Origin of the sequence: Paramicrobacterium humi, from assembly GCF_900105715.1 — a bacterium.
GTDB classification, from domain to species: Bacteria; Actinomycetota; Actinomycetes; order Actinomycetales; family Microbacteriaceae; genus Paramicrobacterium; species Paramicrobacterium humi.
Genome location: NZ_FNRY01000001.1, coordinates 2,793,001 through 2,809,615 on the forward strand (window position 1 = coordinate 2,793,001; position 16,615 = coordinate 2,809,615).

A 16,615-nucleotide genomic window follows, 5' to 3' on the forward strand; every position below is an offset into this window, starting at 1 on the left:
GCGTGCTAATCTGGATTCGTGCTATTCGGTGCGCTTCTCCTTAGCTGCCGCGACGAGGCTTAGTCTCAGCCTTTCTCGTCGCGGAGTTTGCCGCTGGCTTTTCTGAAACGCGAGGAGAATAGAAGCAATGAAGAATCTGCAGAAGCCGTCGGGGATGCCGACGCACAAGTACCGTTCCTACCACGACCAGTTCACGGTCTCGCTGCCCGACCGCACCTGGCCGGAAGCCCGCATCACCGCCGCGCCGCGCTGGTGCGCCGTCGACCTGCGTGACGGAAACCAGGCGCTCATCGACCCCATGAGCCCCGAGCGCAAGCGCGTCATGTTCGACATGCTCGTGCGCATGGGCTACAAGGAGATCGAGGTCGGCTTCCCGAGCGCGAGCCAGACCGACTTCGACTTCGTCCGCTCCCTCATCGACGAGGACGCCATCCCGGACGACGTCACCATCCAGGTGCTGACGCAGTCCCGCGAGCACCTGATCCGCCGCACGTACGAGTCGATCAAGGGCGCGAAGCAGGCGATCGTGCACCTCTACAACTCGACGAGCGTGCTGCAGCGCGACGTCGTGTTCCGCACCGACAAGCAGGGCATCATCGACATCGCACTGACCGGCGCCCGGCTGTGCAAGCAGATGGAGTCGCTCGTGCCCGGCACGACCGTGTACTACGAGTACTCTCCCGAGAGCTACACGGGCACCGAGCTCGAGTTCGCCGCGGAGATCTGCAACCAGGTGCTCGAGGTATTCGAGCCGACGCCCGAGCGGAACGTCATCATCAACCTGCCGTCCACCGTCGAGATGGCCACGCCGAACGTGTACGCCGACTCGATCGAGTGGATGAGCCGGCACCTCAACCACCGCGAGAACGTCATCCTGTCGCTGCACCCGCACAACGACAGGGGAACCGGCGTCGCGGCCGCGGAGCTCGGCTACATGGCGGGCGCCGACCGCATCGAGGGGTGCCTGTTCGGAAACGGCGAGCGGACCGGGAACGTCGACCTCGTCGCGCTCGGCATCAACCTGCTCACGCAAGGCGTCGACCCGCAGATCGACTTCAGCGACATCGATGAGATCAAGCGCACGGCCGAGTACTGCACGCAGCTCAAGGTCCACGAGCGCAGCCCATGGTCGGGAGACCTGGTCTTCACGGCGTTCAGCGGCTCCCACCAGGACGCGATCAAGAAGGGCTTCGAGGCCATGGCCGCCGAAGCCGCCGACAAGGGCATGTCCACGGAGCAGATGGAGTGGGCGGTGCCGTACCTGCCCATCGACCCGAAGGACCTCGGCCGCAGCTACGAGGCCGTCATCCGCGTCAACTCCCAGTCGGGCAAGGGCGGGGTCTCGTACCTGCTCAAGGCCGACCACGGCATGGACCTGCCGCGTCGGCTGCAGATCGAGTTCTCCGGTGTCGTGCAGAACAAGACCGACAGCGAAGGCGGCGAGGTCACGAGCGACCAGATCTGGTCGATCTTCCGCGACGAGTACCTGCCCGCCGACGATGCGACGGACAAGTGGGGCCGGTTCGAGCTGCGCAGCATGCGCACGACGAGCGATTTCGACGGCGGACTCGCCCTCGAAGTGACCTTGCGTGACGGCGACGAGATCGCGACCGAGAACGCGACGGGCAACGGTCCGATCGCGGCGTTCCTGGGCATCATGAACGAGCACGGCGTCGACGTGACGCTGTTCGACTACGTCGAGCACGCGCTCAGCGCCGGCGGAGACGCCGCTGCGGCCGCGTATGTCGAGCTGCAGGTTCAGGGCACCCGCCTCTGGGGCGTCGGAGTCGACAGCGACATCTCGGCGGCATCCCTCAAGGCCATCGTCTCGGCCGTGAACCGCGGGCTGCGCTCGCGGGCCGCGCAGCCGACGCTCGCCGCGGCATCCGCCTGAGCCTTCTGCGCGAGCGCCGTCCGGGAAGCCGGGCGGCGCTCGCGCAGTGTCGCGCGCCGAGCATTCAGCCTCACGCGCGATAATCAGGTGTGCCGGTTTATCGAGATGAGGGCGTCGTCCTCCGAACCCATAAGTTGGGGGAGGCGGACCGCATCGTGACGCTGCTCACACGCAGGCACGGCAAGGTCCGCGCGGTTGCGAAGGGAATCCGGCGCACGAGCTCGCGCTTCGGCTCCCGGCTTGAGCCGTTCATGGTCGCCGATCTTCAGCTGTACGAGGGCCGCAGCCTCGACACGATCACCCAGGCCGAGACGCTCGGCGCGTATGGGTCGCGCATTGTCGCCGACTACGACAGCTACACCGCCGCGAATGTGATGGTCGAGACCGCCGACAAGCTCACCGACGCCGAGGCGAGCCTGCAGCAGTACTTGCTGCTGCTCGGGGCGCTCCGTTCCCTGTCACGGGGAGAGCATAGTCCCGCCGCGACCCTCGACTCGTACCTGCTGCGCGCTCTGTCGCTCGCGGGCTGGGCGCCGAGCTTCCACGACTGCGCCCGCTGTCAGGCGCCGGGGCCGCACGGCTCGCTCGTCGTGCAGCTCGGCGGCGTCGTGTGCGCCGAGTGCGCGCCGCCGGGCAGCGCGAAGCTGGATGCCGAGACGATCGGCCTGCTCGGCTCCCTGCTCGCGGGGGAATGGGACGTGGTGGATGCTGCGCCGGCCGCCGTGCGTCACCGCGCGAGCGGCGTCGTCTCCGCGTACGCGCAATGGCATTTGGAGCGCGGGCTGCGCTCGCTCATGCACGTCAGTTCGACGACCGAGAGGATTTCGTGAGTCCGAAGCCGTTCACGCACAAGGATGCCGAGCCCTTCCGTCCCGTGGATTGGACGGGGATCTACCCGCCGCGGATTCCCGCGAAGGCCGTTCCCCAGCACGTCGCCCTCGTCATGGACGGCAACGGGCGCTGGGCGAACCAGCGCGGACTCCCGCGCATCGAAGGCCACAAGGCCGGCGAGGCCGCGCTTCTCGACGTCGTCGCGGGAGCCCTGCAGATGGGCATCCGGCACTTGAGCGTGTACGCGTTCTCGACCGAGAACTGGGCACGCTCGCCCGAGGAGGTCCGCTTCCTCATGGGCTTCAACCGCGACGTGCTGCATCGCCGCCGGGACCAGCTCAACGAGTGGGGAGTGCGCATCCGCTGGGCCGGCCGCCGCCCTCGCCTCTGGTCGTCGGTCATCAAAGAGCTCCAGTTCGCGGAGCGGCTCACCGCCGGCAACTCCGCGCTGACCCTCACGATGTGCGTGAACTACGGCGGCCGCACCGAGATCGCCGACGCCGTGCGTTCGATCGCCGCCGACGTCGCCGCGGGCAGGCTCAAGCCGAGCGGCATCACCGAGCGCACGATAGCCTCCCGGCTGTACGTGCCCGAGGTGCCGGCCGTCGACCTCTTCGTACGCAGCTCCGGTGAGCAGCGCACGAGCAACTTCATGCTCTGGCAGGCGGCCTACGCCGAGATGGTCTTCCTCGACACGCTGTGGCCCGACTTCACGAGGGAGCAGCTGTGGCAGGCCGTGCAGAGCTACGCGTCGCGGGACCGCCGTTTCGGCGGGGCGATCGACAAGCCGTCTGCCCGCTGACGGGAATGTCGCGGCATCCGATGTCGTTGTCGCAAATATGACTGAACCCATCACCGTCGACATCTGGTCGGACATCGCGTGCCCTTGGTGCTACATCGGCAAGCGCCGCTTCGAAGCCGGTCGTGCCGCCTTCGCGGAGGACCCGAGCGCACCCGAGGTCACTGTCCGCTACCACAGCTTCGAGCTCGCTCCCGACACTCCCGTGGACTTCGACGGCAGCGAGGAGGACTTCCTCGTCGCTCACAAGCAGCTTCCGGCCGACCGTGTGAAACAGATGCTCGCGCAGGTGACAGACATCGCCGCGACCGTCGGCCTGACGTACGACTACGACCGGCTTCAGCACACGAACACGGTGAAGGCGCACGAGCTGCTGCACTTCGCCGCCGACAAGGGCCGTCAGCTCGAGATGCTCGAGAGGCTCATGAGCGCCTACTTCACGGAAGGGCGGCACGTCGGCCGGATCGACGACCTCGCCGAACTCGCCGCGGAGGCGGGCCTCGACCGTGACGAGGCTGCTCAGGCGCTGCGCGAGGAGCGCTACCTCGACGCGGTGCGTGCCGACCAGCAGCAGGCTGCGGCCTACGGCATCAACGGCGTGCCCTTCTTCGTCATCGACGGCGCCTATGGCGTCTCCGGAGCGCAAGAGGCCGCGACGTTCGCCGACGTGCTGCGCCAGGTCGCCGAGAACAGGGAGGCCAGCAGTGTCGACGCCTGAGTCCGGCGCACCCGCGCCGTTCACGATGCTCGGCAGCAGCGACGCGATCGTCTGCGACGGCGACTCGTGCGAGATGCCGCCGCCCGCTACTCCGGATCGCTGATGTCCGCGATCGTCGCATCGACCGCCGACAGGTAGGGCGCGGCGTCGACGCGTGCGCTGTGCTCGTGGTCGCCCGCGCCGATGGCCACGCTGCCGGAGATCGTCGCGTCGGCGACGACCGGCAGGGCGGTTTCGCTGCCGAGCACGGTGATCGTGCCGCGTTCGTACCCCGTCACCGCCTTCGCCGTGTCGGCGTCAGGGAGGGAGAGCTTGTTCACGGCGAGCAGCCTGCGCAGCTTCGCCCAGGAGATCTTGCGGCCGCCGGGGATGAGCGCGAACACGAACGAGCCGTCGTGCCGCTTCACGACGAGCGTCTTCACGATCCGCGCGGGCGTGATGCCGAGCAGCTCGGCGGCTTCCTCGAGACTGCGAGCCCGCCCGCGCGAGACAATCTCAACCCGGATGCCGCGGTCGGCGGCATCCGCGCGGAATCTCTCGATGCCTGTGGACATGTCTGCTGAACCTTCCGCAATCTGGGAGAATCGAAGGTGAAATGAACTCAACCTCAACGATATCCCGGCCGCTCACGATCGGTCCCATGGTGCTTGACGTGCCCGTCGTTCTCGCGCCCATGGCCGGAATCACCAACACCGCGTTCCGCCGACTGTGCCGCGAGTTCGGCGCCGGCCTTTACGTGTGCGAGATGATCACCTCGCGCGCGCTCGTCGAGCGCACCCCCGAGACGATGCGGCTCATCTCGCACCACGAGACGGAGACGCCGCGCAGCGTGCAGCTGTACGGCGTCGATCCCGCGACAGTGAGGGAGGCTGTGACGATGATCGCGGCAGAGAACCTCGCCGATCACATCGACCTCAACTTCGGCTGCCCCGTGCCCAAGGTCACGCGCAAGGGCGGGGGCGCGGCTCTGCCCTGGAAGCGCGACCTGTTCCGCGACATCGTCGAATCGGCTGTCGGCGCGGCCGGCCCGATTCCGGTCACCGTCAAGATGCGCAAGGGCATCGATCCGAGCCATCTCACCTACCTCGAGTCCGCGAGGGCCGCACAGGGCGCGGGCGTCGCAAGCATCGCGCTGCACGCCCGAACCGCTTCGGAGTACTACTCCGGCCACTCCGACTGGGACGCGATCGCAACGTTGAAGGATGCTGTCTCCGACGTGCCCGTGCTGGGCAACGGCGACATCTGGTCGGCCGAGGACGGTCTCGAGATGATGCGGCAGACCGGCTGCGACGGCGTCGTCGTCGGGCGCGGCTGCCTCGGCCGGCCCTGGCTGTTCGGCGATCTCGCCGCCGCATTCCGCGGAGAGTCCACGCGCTTCCGCCCGACGCTCGGACAGGTCATGCAGACCTTCCGCCGACACGCCGAGCTGCTGGCCGAGTTCTTCGAGTCCGAGGAGCGCGGCTGCCGCGACATCCGCAAGCACGTCGCGTGGTACTTCAAGGGCTACCCCGTCGGCAGCGATCTGCGCGTGCGTCTTGCGACGGTGGAATCCCTCGAGCAGCTCGACGAGCTGCTGGCGACCCTCGACCCCTCGGAGCCGTACCCGGGCGCAGACGCGGAGGGGCCGCGGGGCCGCGCCGGACATCCGAAGCGCACCGTGCTGCCAGACGGCTGGCTCGATTCCCACACGATTGCGGGCAGCCACGCGAAGGACTTGCACGAGGCGGAGCTGAACACCAGTGGCGGTTGACGTCTACAACGCGCACGACCAGGAGCGCTGGCTTCCCGAGACCCACGCCTCACGGCGCAGCGACTTCGCGCGGGACCGGGCGCGACTCCTGCACTCGAGCGCGCTTCGCCGGCTCGCCGCCAAGACGCAGGTTCTGAGCCCCACCTCCGGCGTGGACTTCGCGCGCAACCGGCTCACGCACTCGCTCGAGGTCGCGCAGGTCGGCCGTGAGCTCGCGGCGAGCCTCGGCCTCGCCCCCGACGTCGTCGACACCGCCTGCCTCGCGCACGACATCGGGCACCCGCCGTTCGGGCACAACGGGGAGAAGGCGCTCAACGACTGGGCGCTCGAGATCGGCGGCTTCGAAGGGAACGCGCAGACCCTTCGCGTGCTCACGCGGCTCGAGCCGAAAGTTTTCGCCGACGATGGCACCCCGTACGGGCTGAACCTCACGCGCGCGAGTCTCGACGCGAGCTGCAAGTACCCGTGGCCGGCAAGCCATGCGGTCGCGGATCCGAGTGGCCGCGCCAAGTACGGCTTCTTCGACGATGACACGGCGGCGTTCAGATGGCTCCGTGCGGGGGCGCCGGAGGGACAGCGCTGCATCGAAGCCGAAGTCATGGACCTCTCCGACGACATCGCGTACTCCGTGCACGACTTCGAAGACGCGATAGTGAGCGAATACATCGACCCCGCGTTCCTCAACGCTCGCGCCGGTCACGACTCGCTGCTCAGAGCCGTTCAGGTGTGGGCGGGCGGCGAGTTCACCGTCGACGATCTCGGCCAAGCGTTCGAGCGCCTCGCGCGTCACCGCGCCTGGCCGCGCGTCTGGACGGCGTCCCGGCGCGACCTCGCTCAGCTCAAGAACTTCACGAGCTCGATGATCGGCCATTTCGCGCGCACCGCGACGGCCGCGACGCAAGAGGCGTACCCGCAGCGCAGCCTCATCCGATTCGGCGCTCACGTCGAGGTCCCGCATGCGATCGCGTCCGAGATCGCCGTGCTCAAGGGAATCGTCGCGGCCTTCGTGATGTCGAGCGACGCCCGACAGCCGATCTACCGGCAGCAGCGTGAGATCCTCACTTCCCTCGCCGACCGGCTCTACGCCTCCGACGGCGAGCTGCTCGACGTCGGCTTCGCGGCGGACTGGCGCAGCGCTCCCGACGACGCGGCCCGTCAACGCGTCGTCGTCGACCAGATCGCGAGCCTGACCGACCAGGGAGCCGTCGCGCTCTACGAGAATCGCTCCGTCGCCGTCTGAGCAGGTTATCCACAAGCCTCGCATCATCCACAGCAAAGGCCTCCCGGCGCCGCGCCCGACTAGGATAGGGCCATGGCCGGCCGCATTCGACAGGGAGACATCGAAGAGGTCAAGTCGCGCACGAACATCGCCGACATCGTCGGCGAATACGTGACTCTGAAGTCCGCGGGGATCGGCTCGATGAAGGGGCTGTGCCCTTTCCACGACGAGCGCACCCCGAGCTTCCATGTGCGGCCGCAGGTGGGGTTCTACCACTGCTTCGGCTGCGGCGAGTCCGGAGACGTCATCTCCTTCCTGCAGAAGATGGATCACGTCAGCTTCGCCGAAGCGATCGAGCGGCTCGCGCAGCGCATCGGCTTCGAGCTGCACTACGAAGACGGCTCGGGCCCCGGCGTTGATCACGGTCGGCGAGCACGGCTGCTCGCGGCCAACAAGGCGGCGGAGGAGTACTTCCAGAAGCAGCTGCTGTCCCCGGGCGCCGACATCGGTCGCCGGTTCCTCGGCGAACGCGGTTTCGACCCGCAGGCCGCGCAGCGCTTCGGCGTCGGCTTCGCCCCGAAGAGCTGGGACGGCCTCTTCAAGCACCTCAGTGGCCTCGGCTACAGCCGCGATGAGCTCGTGACCGCCGGACTGCTCTCGCAAGGCGATCGCGGCGTGTACGACCGTTTTCGCGGACGCCTGATCTGGCCCATCCGCGACGTCACGGGGCAAACCGTCGGGTTCGGTGCGCGGCGCCTGCTCGACGACGACAAGGGCCCCAAGTACCTCAACACCCCGGAGACGCCCGTCTACCACAAGGCGCAAGTGCTGTACGGCCTCGATCTGGCGAAGCGGGACATCTCGCGCGGCCACCAGGTCGTCGTCGTCGAGGGCTACACCGACGTCATGGCCTGTCACCTCGCCGGCATCACCACGGCCGTCGCCACGTGCGGAACGTCCTTCGGCGTCGACCACATCAAGGTCATCCGGCGCATCATGGGCGATGATTCACGCAACGGCGAGGTCGTCTTCACGTTCGACCCCGACGCGGCCGGCCAGAAGGCGGCGCTGCGGGCGTTCACCGAGGAGAAGCGCTTCGCCGCGCAGACGTACGTGGCCGTCGCTCCCGCCGGGCTCGACCCGTGCGATCTGAGGCTCAAGCGAGGGGATGCCGCCGTCCGGCGCCTGCTCGAGACGAAGGAGCCGATGTTCGAGTTCGTGATCAAGCAGACGCTCTCGAACTTCAACCTCGACACCGTCGAGGGGCGCGTCGGCGCCCTCAGGGCTGCGGCTCCCATCGTCGCCGACATCAGGGACGCGTCGCTCCGTCCCGGCTACACGCGCGTTCTCGCGCGGCAGCTCGGTGTCGACCTCGCCGACGTGCAGCGCGCTGTTCGCCACGCCGTTGGCGGTCGTCCGGAGCAGCCGCATCAGGCGGCATCCGCAGCGCCGGTCCCCGAACGTCCGGTCGGCATCGCGGACCTGCCGCGCGACCCGTCGACGCGGCTCGAAAAGGACGCGCTCATGGCGATACTGCAGCACCCGGGGACGATCGGCGCGGAGCTCATCGGCGCCGCCGTGCATGCCGCGTTCACCAACCACTCCCTCTCGGTCGTCCGCGACGCGATCGCTTCGCAAATGGACGCTCTCGGCTCGCCCGAGTGGTTCGCACGACTCGGTGAGGACACTCCGGAGCCCTATCGCGACCTGCTGCACCAGCTCGCTGTCGCGCCATTGCCGGAGCGCGGCGAGGCGGAGCTCGCACTGTATGTCACCGACATCACCGTGTCCCTCATCGGCCGGGACATGCTGCGCCGCAAAGCGGAGCTCCTCGGCGCGCTTCAGCGGCACGATCCCTCCGACGTCGAGGGCTCGCGCAGCATCCAGCGCCAGCTCGTGCAGCTCGAGTCCGAGCGACGTCGACTTCGCGCGGGCTGACGCCCTGGCCCCCGTCATGGGGCAAGATGGAATCCATGAAGTCTGAGCCTGACGATGCGCCGGTGCTGTCGGCATTGGACCTCAGCGTGACCTACCCCGCTCACGGCGCGAGCCCGGCACATCGCGCGCTCGACGGCGTCACGCTCACTGTCGGGCGCGGTGAGATCATCGGCGTCATTGGCGAAGCGGGGTCCGGCAAGTCCACGCTCGCCCGCGTGCTGTCCACCGAGTTCAAGTCCGGCCGCGTCCTGCAGCTGCGTCCGGAGATCACCGGGGGAAACGCCATCGCCCTCGGCACGCGCCTGCGCGGGCGCGTCGGAAAGCGCCGCCTCGCCGAGCTACAGTTCCGCATCGCCTACCTGCCTCAGGATGCCGCCATGCAACTGCCCGCCGAGCTGACAGTCGCCGAGAGCGTGGCCATGCCGATCCTCGAACGCGACCCCAAGTTCGACCGCCGCACGCTTGAACAGCATGTTGCGTCGCTGCTCGATGCCGTTCACCTGCCTTTCACCGTCATGGGCGCGTACCCGTTCGAACTCTCGAGCGGACAGCGGCAGCGCGTCGCGATCGCGCGCGCCCTCGTGCTCGGCCCGACGGTGCTCATCGCCGACGAGCCAACGACGGGCATCGACGTGCCGACCCGGGTCGCGCTGCACGAGCTGCTGCGCAACCTCCGCGATGAGCGCGGACTCGCCGCGGTGCTCATCAGCCATGACTTTGCGATGCTCCGCCACGTCACCTCCCGCGTGGCGGCGCTGCACCGTGGAGCGCTTGTCGGTTTCGATGACATCGACACGCTGTTGAGCAATCGGGATCATCCCTACCTCGCCGCGCTCCGTGAGAACGAACCCGGCGGCACCGCCTGACGGCGAAACGCCCGAGCGAACGCCCCGATTTGCAGTAGCCGCGGCCTCGTCTGATAAAGTAACTACGCTGTTCCACAGTGATCCTCGATAGCTCAATTGGCAGAGCAGCCGGCTGTTAACCGGCAGGTTGTTGGTTCGAGTCCAACTCGAGGAGCGCGAAGGCCCGGATTCCGATCCGGGCCTTTTTCGTCCGTGCGGGGATCAGCCTTCGAGGTGCTCCTCGCCGGGCAGCCAGCTGTTGCCCGGCACGCCCCAGCCGCGCTTCCGGATGATGCGCAGAAGCACGCGGTCGTAAGCCGAATCGACTCTGTCGATGTAGAGCGTGCCGTCCAGGTGGTCGAACTCGTGCTGAAGAATCCGCGCGCGCCAGCCTTCGGCGCGGATCTCGACGGGCTTGCCGTCGAGATCGACGCCGCGCGCGACCGCCCGCTCACCACGCCGCAGCGGGAAACGCTCACCCGGGAAGGACAGGCAGCCTTCGGATTCCTCGTTCTCGTCCGGCACCCCGGCGGGCGGGGGAGTGATGAACAGCTCGGGATTGATGATGACTCCGCGCCACGGCGAGCCATCATCGTCTCTGTAGCTGTAGACGAAGACGCGCTTTCCCACGCCGACCTGCGGGGCGGCGAGTCCCACTCCGGGCGCGTGATCCATCGTCTCGAACATGTCCTCGACAAGCGTTCGAAGAGCGTCATCGAACTCTGTGACGGGCTGGGCGGGTTCGTGCAGGACCGGGTCGCCTTGAATGCGAATCGGAAGTATGGCCATGCGTTAACCCTATCCAGGGGTGCTCGCCTGTAGTCTCGGATCGTGATGTTCCCGCTCGACGACCTGTCTGGCCTGACCGATCAGTTCACGCAGGATCCGGCGCGGCTGATCGGCATTCCGTTCGCGCTCGTCGGTGCCGTGCTGATGTCTCTCGGCGCCCAGTTTCAGCACCGCGGCGTCGTTAAAGTCGAGCAGAACAGCGGGCGCAATGCGAGCAGCGGACTGAACGTCGCGCAGCTCAAGGCGCTGCTCTCGCGGCCCTCCTGGGTGATCGGCACGATCATGCTCGCCCTCGCGATCGTCTTCCAGCTTTCGGCGCTCAACTTCTCACCGCTCATCCTCGTGCAGCCCCTCGGGGCGATCGCGCTCGTGATCACGTCGATCCTCAATGCGCGAATCGCGAACATCACGCTCAACCGGAAGTCGATAATCGCGATCGGCGCGTGCGTCGGAGGCATAGCGCTGTTCGTGACAACGGCGGCCATCGTCGGAATCGACCGTCCCGTCAGCACGAGCGCCCTCATCACGATCCTCATCGCCATGGCCGGCGTGCTCATCGCGTTCGCGACGGCCTTCCTCCTCGCCCGAACGAAGGCGCGTGCGATCTTCTACATCATCGCCGCGGGCGCGATCTACGGCTTCGTCGCGACGCTCGCGAAAGTCATCATCAGTCGCATCCAGCACGGCAACGTGGACTGGCTCACGATCGTGTGCGCGGTCGCACTGATCGCCGGGACCGTGCTCGGCGCGTACTTCGTGCAGAACGCGTACGCCTCGGGCCCGCCGGACCTCGTGATCGCCGGCCTCACCGTCATCGACCCGATGGTCGCGGTCTGCATCGGCATCGTTGTGCTGCAGGAAGCCGCGGGCGCGCCGCTCTGGGCTGTTCTCGCGTTCGTCGCAGCCGGGCTCATCTCCGTGTGGGGCGTGTTCCAGCTCGCGCGACACCACCCGCAAGCCAAGGTGTGAGCATTTCGAGACACGAAGCGTCAGAGCCGTCCAGCACGGTCACGGCCATTACAATTGGGGAGTCCGCGCCGAGACTCTGCGCGCGGACGCCACAAGACCACGCGAGAACCCGCGGGGCCGAGCCGGAGGAAGACCGCCCACTTGTCTGAGCCAGAGAAGAACGACGCGACACTACCGGCACCGAAGCCGCTCAAGGTGCTGATCGCCGCCGACACCTTCGCGCCCGACGTGAACGGCGCCGCCCGCTTCGCGGAGCGGCTCGCCGCAGGGCTCGTCGAGCGCGGGCACGAAGTGCACGTTGTCGCCCCCGCAGCCTCCCGTCGACACGGAACCTGGACGGAGACCCACGAGGGCGAGCGCATGACCGTGCACCGCCTCTACAGCTGGCGCTGGTACCCGCACGACTGGCTGCGTTTCGCACTGCCATGGCGTTCGCGCCGAAACGCCGCCCGCATCCTTGACCGGGTGAAGCCGGACGTCGTGCACTCGCAGTCGTTCCTCGTGGTGGGGCGCGGAATGACCATCGAGGCCGCCAAGCGCGGCATCCGCGTCATCGCCACCAACCACCTCATGCCGGAGAACATGCTCGAGTTCTCGCTCCTGCCGAAGTTCGTGCAGCACATCGCGGTCGGCCTCATGTGGAAGGACGCGAAGCAGATCCTCAGCATGGCGAGCGCCGTCACGACGCCGACACGCCGCGCGGCCGATTTCCTCGAGAAGGCGACCGGACGCAGCGATGTGCACGCGATCTCGTGCGGCATCGACGCGTCCATGTACACGCCGGACTTCTCGCCGCGCACCGAGAACCGGATAATCTTCGTCGGGCGCATCACGGGCGAGAAGCAGATCGACGTCTTGATCCGAGCATTCGCCCAGATCGACTCGTCGCTCGACGCGCGTCTTGAGATCATCGGCGGCGGCGACCAGAAGCGCAATCTCGAGCACCTCGCGGAGCAGCTCGGGCTCGCCGACCGAGTCACGTTCACCGGGTACGTCACCGACGAGCAGCTGCGCGCCGCCTACGCGCGCGCGACAGTGCTCGCCATGCCGTCGATCGCGGAACTGCAGAGCATCGTCACGATGGAGGCGATGGCCTCCGCCCTTCCCGTAGTCGCCGCGAACGCCATGGCGCTGCCGCACCTCGTGCACGACGGCGCGAACGGCTACTTGTTCACCCCCGGCGACGAGAACGAACTCGCCGCACGACTCACCGACGTGCTCACCGCCGACGCGGAGTCGCTGAGGGCCATGAAGCAGGCGTCCCTCGACCTCATCAGGCCCCACGACATCCAGAACACGCTCTCGACCTTCGAGAGCCTGTATCGTGGTGAGGCGGTGACTGATCCGGTCACCGACGTGTCGTCGCGTCAAGACGGCACTCTGGGGCGTTAGCTCAGCTGGTTAGAGCAGCGGACTCATAATCCGTCGGTCGCGGGTTCAAGCCCCGCACGCCCCACGCACGAACACCCCGTCGGGAGCCCAGCGCTCCCGACGGGGTTCCTGTCTGCAGCTCCTGCTGGAGTGTCGCGTCGTTCAGGCGGAGTTCGCGCTCTTCTCGACGGCGGAGGAGCAAAGCCACAGCACACGCAAAGGAAGCCCGCATAGTCTCAGTCGCGTGTCATTAGCACCAGCGCGACTTCCTCGGGGGCGACAGTTCGCACTGACCTGGGGGATTCCGGATGATTTCGGCGGCATGACGGCCGCCATGCTGCACCGCTCGCGCGCCTTCGTGACCGAAGCGGGCGCCGACGTCACGGTGCTCACGCTCGACGATCGGCCCGACTACGCGGTGCTCGAGGACCGGTTGCGCGCCGACGGCACCATCGTCGACGGCATTCGCATTCTCAATCTGTGGGACTGGCTCAGTGAAGCCCACGTCCGCCACGCCGCGCGGCACGTTCCCGCCGCTACGGCGCTCGAGGACGACGAGTCCGACGCGGTGCGCACACACGACGGCGTCACGCGCAGCCGGACGCGCACGAGCGACGGCCGCACGGTCGCGGTCGATCGCTTCCGCCCGGACGGCTCCCTTCTGCTGACCGACCGTCAGGAGAACGGGGACCGGCACCTGGTGCTGTACGGCCGAGACGGCGAGCCGGTGCGTTTCTGGAAGAGCACGTGGGCGCTGTATCGCTACTGGCTCGACCAGCTCACCGCCAGCCGTCGCAGCTTCCTCGTCGTCGACTCGAAGACCGCCGCTCGCTTCGTGCACAGCTATCGGCGTGAGCACGTGGTCACGCTGCACGTGCTGCACGGCTCGCATCGCCGTCGCGGCTCCGCGCAGTCGGTGAGCGACTCGCGACGGGAGACGTTCGAGCATGCGGGCGACTATGACGCGATCGTGACCCTCACCCGGCGTCAGGCCGACGACTATCTCGCGGACGGCGCATCACCGAAAGCGCTCTTCGTGGTCCCCAACGGCCGGGCGGAGCGCGAGACGACTTCGAAGACGGCGCACGTGAGAGGACGCGGCGTCATGCTCGCCTCCCTCACGAAGCGAAAGCGCATCACGCACGCTATCGACGCCCTTGCGCTCGTCCGCCGCGGCGGCGCCGATGTGACGCTCGACCTTTTCGGGGAGGGACCCGAGCACGAGGCCCTCGCACAACGCATCGTCGATCGTGAGCTGACGGATACCGTCCGGCTCCGCGGCTTCGAGCGGGACGCGGACGTGCACTTCGCCGACGCGGACTTCACGCTGCTCACCTCGACCTCGGAGGGCCTTCCGCTCGTACTCGCCGAGAGCATGGCGGCCGGCTGCATCCCGATCGCGTACGACATCTGCTACGGGCCCGCCGACATCATCCAGAACGGGCGCAACGGGTTCCTCGTGCCCGAGGGCGACATCGAGCAGCTCGCGGAACGCATCACTCAACTGCAGCGCATGCCGCCGCGCGCTGTGAGCGAGTTGCGCCGCCGGGCTCGCGCCACGGCGCGCCGCTTCGGCGATGCCGCCGTGACGCGTCGCTGGGGACGCGCGATGGAGCTCGCCCTCGAAGGCAAGCGCGAGAGCGACGCCGGCGAGTCCGCCATGCTGCGGCTGCGCCATCGGGCCGGCCGGTTCAAGCGTCGCGTGCAGCGCGTGCTCGGCGCTTGAGTCAGCCGGCGAGAGCCCGGCGGCGCGTTGTTGTCCGTTCGGCGACCCAGATGCCGACACGGCGGCTCGCCCGCTGCGTCGGCGCCTCGACCCAGCGGTAGAACCCGGCCGCTACCGCCACGCTGAGCGGGACTCCGACGAGTCCGACTGCCCACCAGTACTCGGCGCCGAAGAGGTAGCCGAGCGTGCCGAGGATCGGGGCGTGCACGAGGTACAGGCTGAATGACACCTTGCCGAGCCACTGCACCGGGCGGCGCTCCAGCCGCTCCCGAAGTGCGGGCCAGGCAATGGCGATGACGATGATGAGCGCCGCTCCGATGCCGGCGAGACCCCACAGGATGCTGTTGGCGAGCGTTCCCGGTTCGAACACGGGCCGTGCGAGCCAGCTGCCCACCATGAGCAGACACGCGAGCGCTGCCGTCGCCGCCCACAGCCGGGGGCGCGCTCGGCGCGCAGCCCATGTCGTGAGTCGCTCGAGGTGTACGGCGATGAGCGTTCCGAACATGAACACGGGCAGATAGACGAGGGCGTCGATCTCGATGACCCGGCCGAGAACGGTCAGGAAGCCGCACGCGACGGCGAGAATGACGGCGTGTTTGCGCAGCAGCACCGCGAGGCCCACGAACGCGGGCAGGCACAGCGAGAAGATCACTTCCCATCGCAGTGACCAGAGCACGTTGTTGATGTCATACGAGATCCGGAACAGGGAGGCTTCGCTGAAGAATCCCGCCGGGGTGACCGTGTGTGCCTGAGCGTTCTGCAGCCACGAGCCGTCCGGAGCTGTGGCGGGGTCGCGCGCGAACAGGAAGATCAACGCCGTCGCGAAGAGCAAGGAGGCGATCACCGGAAGGTACAGGCGAAGAACACGGTGCGGATAGTAGCCGCGCCACGAGAAAGAATCCTTGAGAGCAGGGAGTGCGACGACGAGTCCGGAGAGGACGAAGAACACGAGCACCGACTCCGTGCCGACCAGGAGGAGTTTCACGGGGCTCTGCGTGAGCCACGCCCAGCCAACCGGATCGATGTAGGGCCGGCACACCAGGCTGACGTGGTAGACCATCACGACGAGCGAGGCGACGCCTCTCACGCCGTCGAGACTGTGGATTCTCCCCCTGCTCGCCATTGTTCCCACGCTACGAGGGCGCTCTGGGCGTCACCTGCATAGCGCCTGTGGTCGCAGTCAGGATGCCGTCAGAGGACAAGCGCGGGACGGCCCCGCCGCGGTCGGCGACGCGAGAAGCCCGCTGCGGGGGAGTTCCCGGAGAAGGTCTGCTCGGCGGCATCCAGCCAGGCCACGGCCGCACGCGCCGATTCTGCGACCGCTCGAGCGCTCATCGCGGCCTGCGGACCCTCACTTTCCCTCGGCGAGCCGGCGCGGCCGAGCCAGAGGCGCCGATAGTCGGCGACGAGCGCGCGCCACGGCGCGCCAGGAACAGAGGAGCACACGAGCACCTGGTCGAGCATCTCCGTCCAGTCGAGAGCGTCGATCCCTGACGGCGCGCTCAGCCACGCCTGCGCTTCCTCGCGGCCCCCGTCGGTGAGCGTGTAGAGCGGCAGATTGTCGTCGGTGACACCGGCGGAGATGATGTGGCCGGCCTTCTGAAGGCGGTCGAGCGTGCCGTACACCTGCCCGACGTTGATTCCGGTGCGATGCGGTGCGCGTGCGACAAGCTCGTCGCGAAGCTGCAGGCCGTACGCCGGGCCGAGCGTGAGCAGAGCCAGCAGGCTGTGCTTTACCGTCATTCCCCTCCTTCCGCGTGGCCTGA

General features: G+C 67.9%; 15 protein-coding genes and 2 tRNA genes. 13 read left to right on the forward strand and 4 right to left on the reverse strand.

Annotated features, from left to right (window positions below; translation table 11 throughout):
* The first annotated feature begins 127 nt into the window (after positions 1–127).
* From leuA to BLV49_RS13860, 4 genes are all read left to right on the forward strand, one after another.
* Entirely contained in the window at positions 128–1,894 is a 1,767-nt protein-coding gene (gene leuA / locus BLV49_RS13845) for a 2-isopropylmalate synthase (RefSeq protein WP_091185695.1), read from the forward strand.
* An 89-nt stretch (positions 1,895–1,983) separates the two neighbouring features.
* On the forward strand, positions 1,984–2,724 hold the full coding sequence (gene recO / locus BLV49_RS13850; protein ID WP_091185699.1) for a DNA repair protein RecO: 741 nt from the start codon (positions 1,984–1,986) through the stop codon (positions 2,722–2,724).
* Entirely contained in the window at positions 2,721–3,527 is an 807-nt protein-coding gene (locus tag BLV49_RS13855; RefSeq protein WP_091185704.1) for an isoprenyl transferase, read from the forward strand. Before recO ends, BLV49_RS13855 begins: the two co-directional genes overlap by 4 nt.
* A gap of 37 nt (positions 3,528–3,564) precedes the next feature.
* A complete protein-coding gene (locus BLV49_RS13860; RefSeq protein ID WP_091185707.1) occupies positions 3,565–4,242 on the forward strand; it encodes a DsbA family oxidoreductase in 678 nt (225 codons plus the stop codon).
* Between the two features lie 86 nt (positions 4,243–4,328).
* On the opposite strand, the gene BLV49_RS13865 is transcribed toward BLV49_RS13860, so the two are convergent.
* Positions 4,329–4,796: an aminoacyl-tRNA deacylase gene (locus BLV49_RS13865; RefSeq protein WP_091185710.1), complete on the reverse strand. Its 468-nt coding sequence runs from the start codon at positions 4,794–4,796 to the stop codon at positions 4,329–4,331.
* Between the two features lie 41 nt (positions 4,797–4,837).
* Between BLV49_RS13865 and dusB the strand changes: the two genes are divergently transcribed.
* The 5 genes from dusB (at position 4,838) to BLV49_RS13890 (ending at position 10,169) form a co-directional block, all read left to right on the forward strand.
* Positions 4,838–5,992 (forward strand): tRNA dihydrouridine synthase DusB, encoded by a 1,155-nt coding sequence (gene dusB, locus BLV49_RS13870; RefSeq protein WP_091185714.1) that lies wholly within the window; start codon positions 4,838–4,840, stop codon positions 5,990–5,992.
* Entirely contained in the window at positions 5,982–7,232 is a 1,251-nt protein-coding gene (locus BLV49_RS13875) for a deoxyguanosinetriphosphate triphosphohydrolase (RefSeq protein ID WP_091185718.1), read from the forward strand. Before dusB ends, BLV49_RS13875 begins: the two co-directional genes overlap by 11 nt.
* Positions 7,233–7,304: 72 nt before the next feature.
* Positions 7,305–9,149 carry a DNA primase gene (dnaG, locus tag BLV49_RS13880; RefSeq protein WP_091185722.1) on the forward strand — a complete coding sequence of 615 codons (1,845 nt, stop codon included), beginning with the start codon at positions 7,305–7,307 and terminating at the stop codon, positions 9,147–9,149.
* A 35-nt stretch (positions 9,150–9,184) separates the two neighbouring features.
* Positions 9,185–10,015, forward strand: a complete 831-nt coding sequence (locus BLV49_RS13885) for an ATP-binding cassette domain-containing protein (protein WP_176980851.1) — start codon at positions 9,185–9,187, stop codon at positions 10,013–10,015.
* Positions 10,016–10,096: 81 nt separating this feature from the next.
* Positions 10,097–10,169: transfer RNA gene (locus BLV49_RS13890), tRNA-Asn, on the forward strand.
* Between the two features lie 47 nt (positions 10,170–10,216).
* Here the strand turns inward: BLV49_RS13890 and def are convergent.
* Complete coding sequence (def, locus tag BLV49_RS13895; RefSeq protein ID WP_091185729.1) at positions 10,217–10,783, reverse strand: peptide deformylase; 567 nt, start codon at positions 10,781–10,783, stop codon at positions 10,217–10,219.
* Between the two features lie 45 nt (positions 10,784–10,828).
* Here def and BLV49_RS13900 point away from each other — a divergent pair, with 45 nt between their 5' ends.
* From BLV49_RS13900 to BLV49_RS13915, 4 genes are all read left to right on the forward strand, one after another.
* On the forward strand, positions 10,829–11,752 hold the full coding sequence (locus BLV49_RS13900; protein WP_091185732.1) for a DMT family transporter: 924 nt from the start codon (positions 10,829–10,831) through the stop codon (positions 11,750–11,752).
* A 141-nt stretch (positions 11,753–11,893) separates the two neighbouring features.
* Positions 11,894–13,144, forward strand: coding sequence for a glycosyltransferase (locus BLV49_RS13905; RefSeq protein WP_245723665.1), 1,251 nt, complete (start codon positions 11,894–11,896; stop codon positions 13,142–13,144).
* A tRNA-Ile gene (locus tag BLV49_RS13910) sits at positions 13,135–13,208 on the forward strand. The genes BLV49_RS13905 and BLV49_RS13910 overlap by 10 nt, the downstream gene beginning before the upstream one ends.
* Positions 13,209–13,367: 159 nt before the next feature.
* Complete coding sequence (locus BLV49_RS13915; protein WP_143034064.1) at positions 13,368–14,849, forward strand: glycosyltransferase; 1,482 nt, start codon at positions 13,368–13,370, stop codon at positions 14,847–14,849.
* 1 nt (position 14,850) lies between these two features.
* Here the strand turns inward: BLV49_RS13915 and BLV49_RS13920 are convergent, their stop codons facing one another.
* Both BLV49_RS13920 and BLV49_RS13925 read right to left on the reverse strand, forming a co-directional pair.
* Positions 14,851–15,972, reverse strand: coding sequence for an acyltransferase family protein (locus BLV49_RS13920; RefSeq protein ID WP_091185740.1), 1,122 nt, complete (start codon positions 15,970–15,972; stop codon positions 14,851–14,853).
* 68 nt (positions 15,973–16,040) lie between these two features.
* Complete coding sequence (locus BLV49_RS13925) at positions 16,041–16,592, reverse strand: PadR family transcriptional regulator (protein ID WP_091185744.1); 552 nt, start codon at positions 16,590–16,592, stop codon at positions 16,041–16,043.
* Positions 16,593–16,615 lie beyond the last annotated feature (23 nt).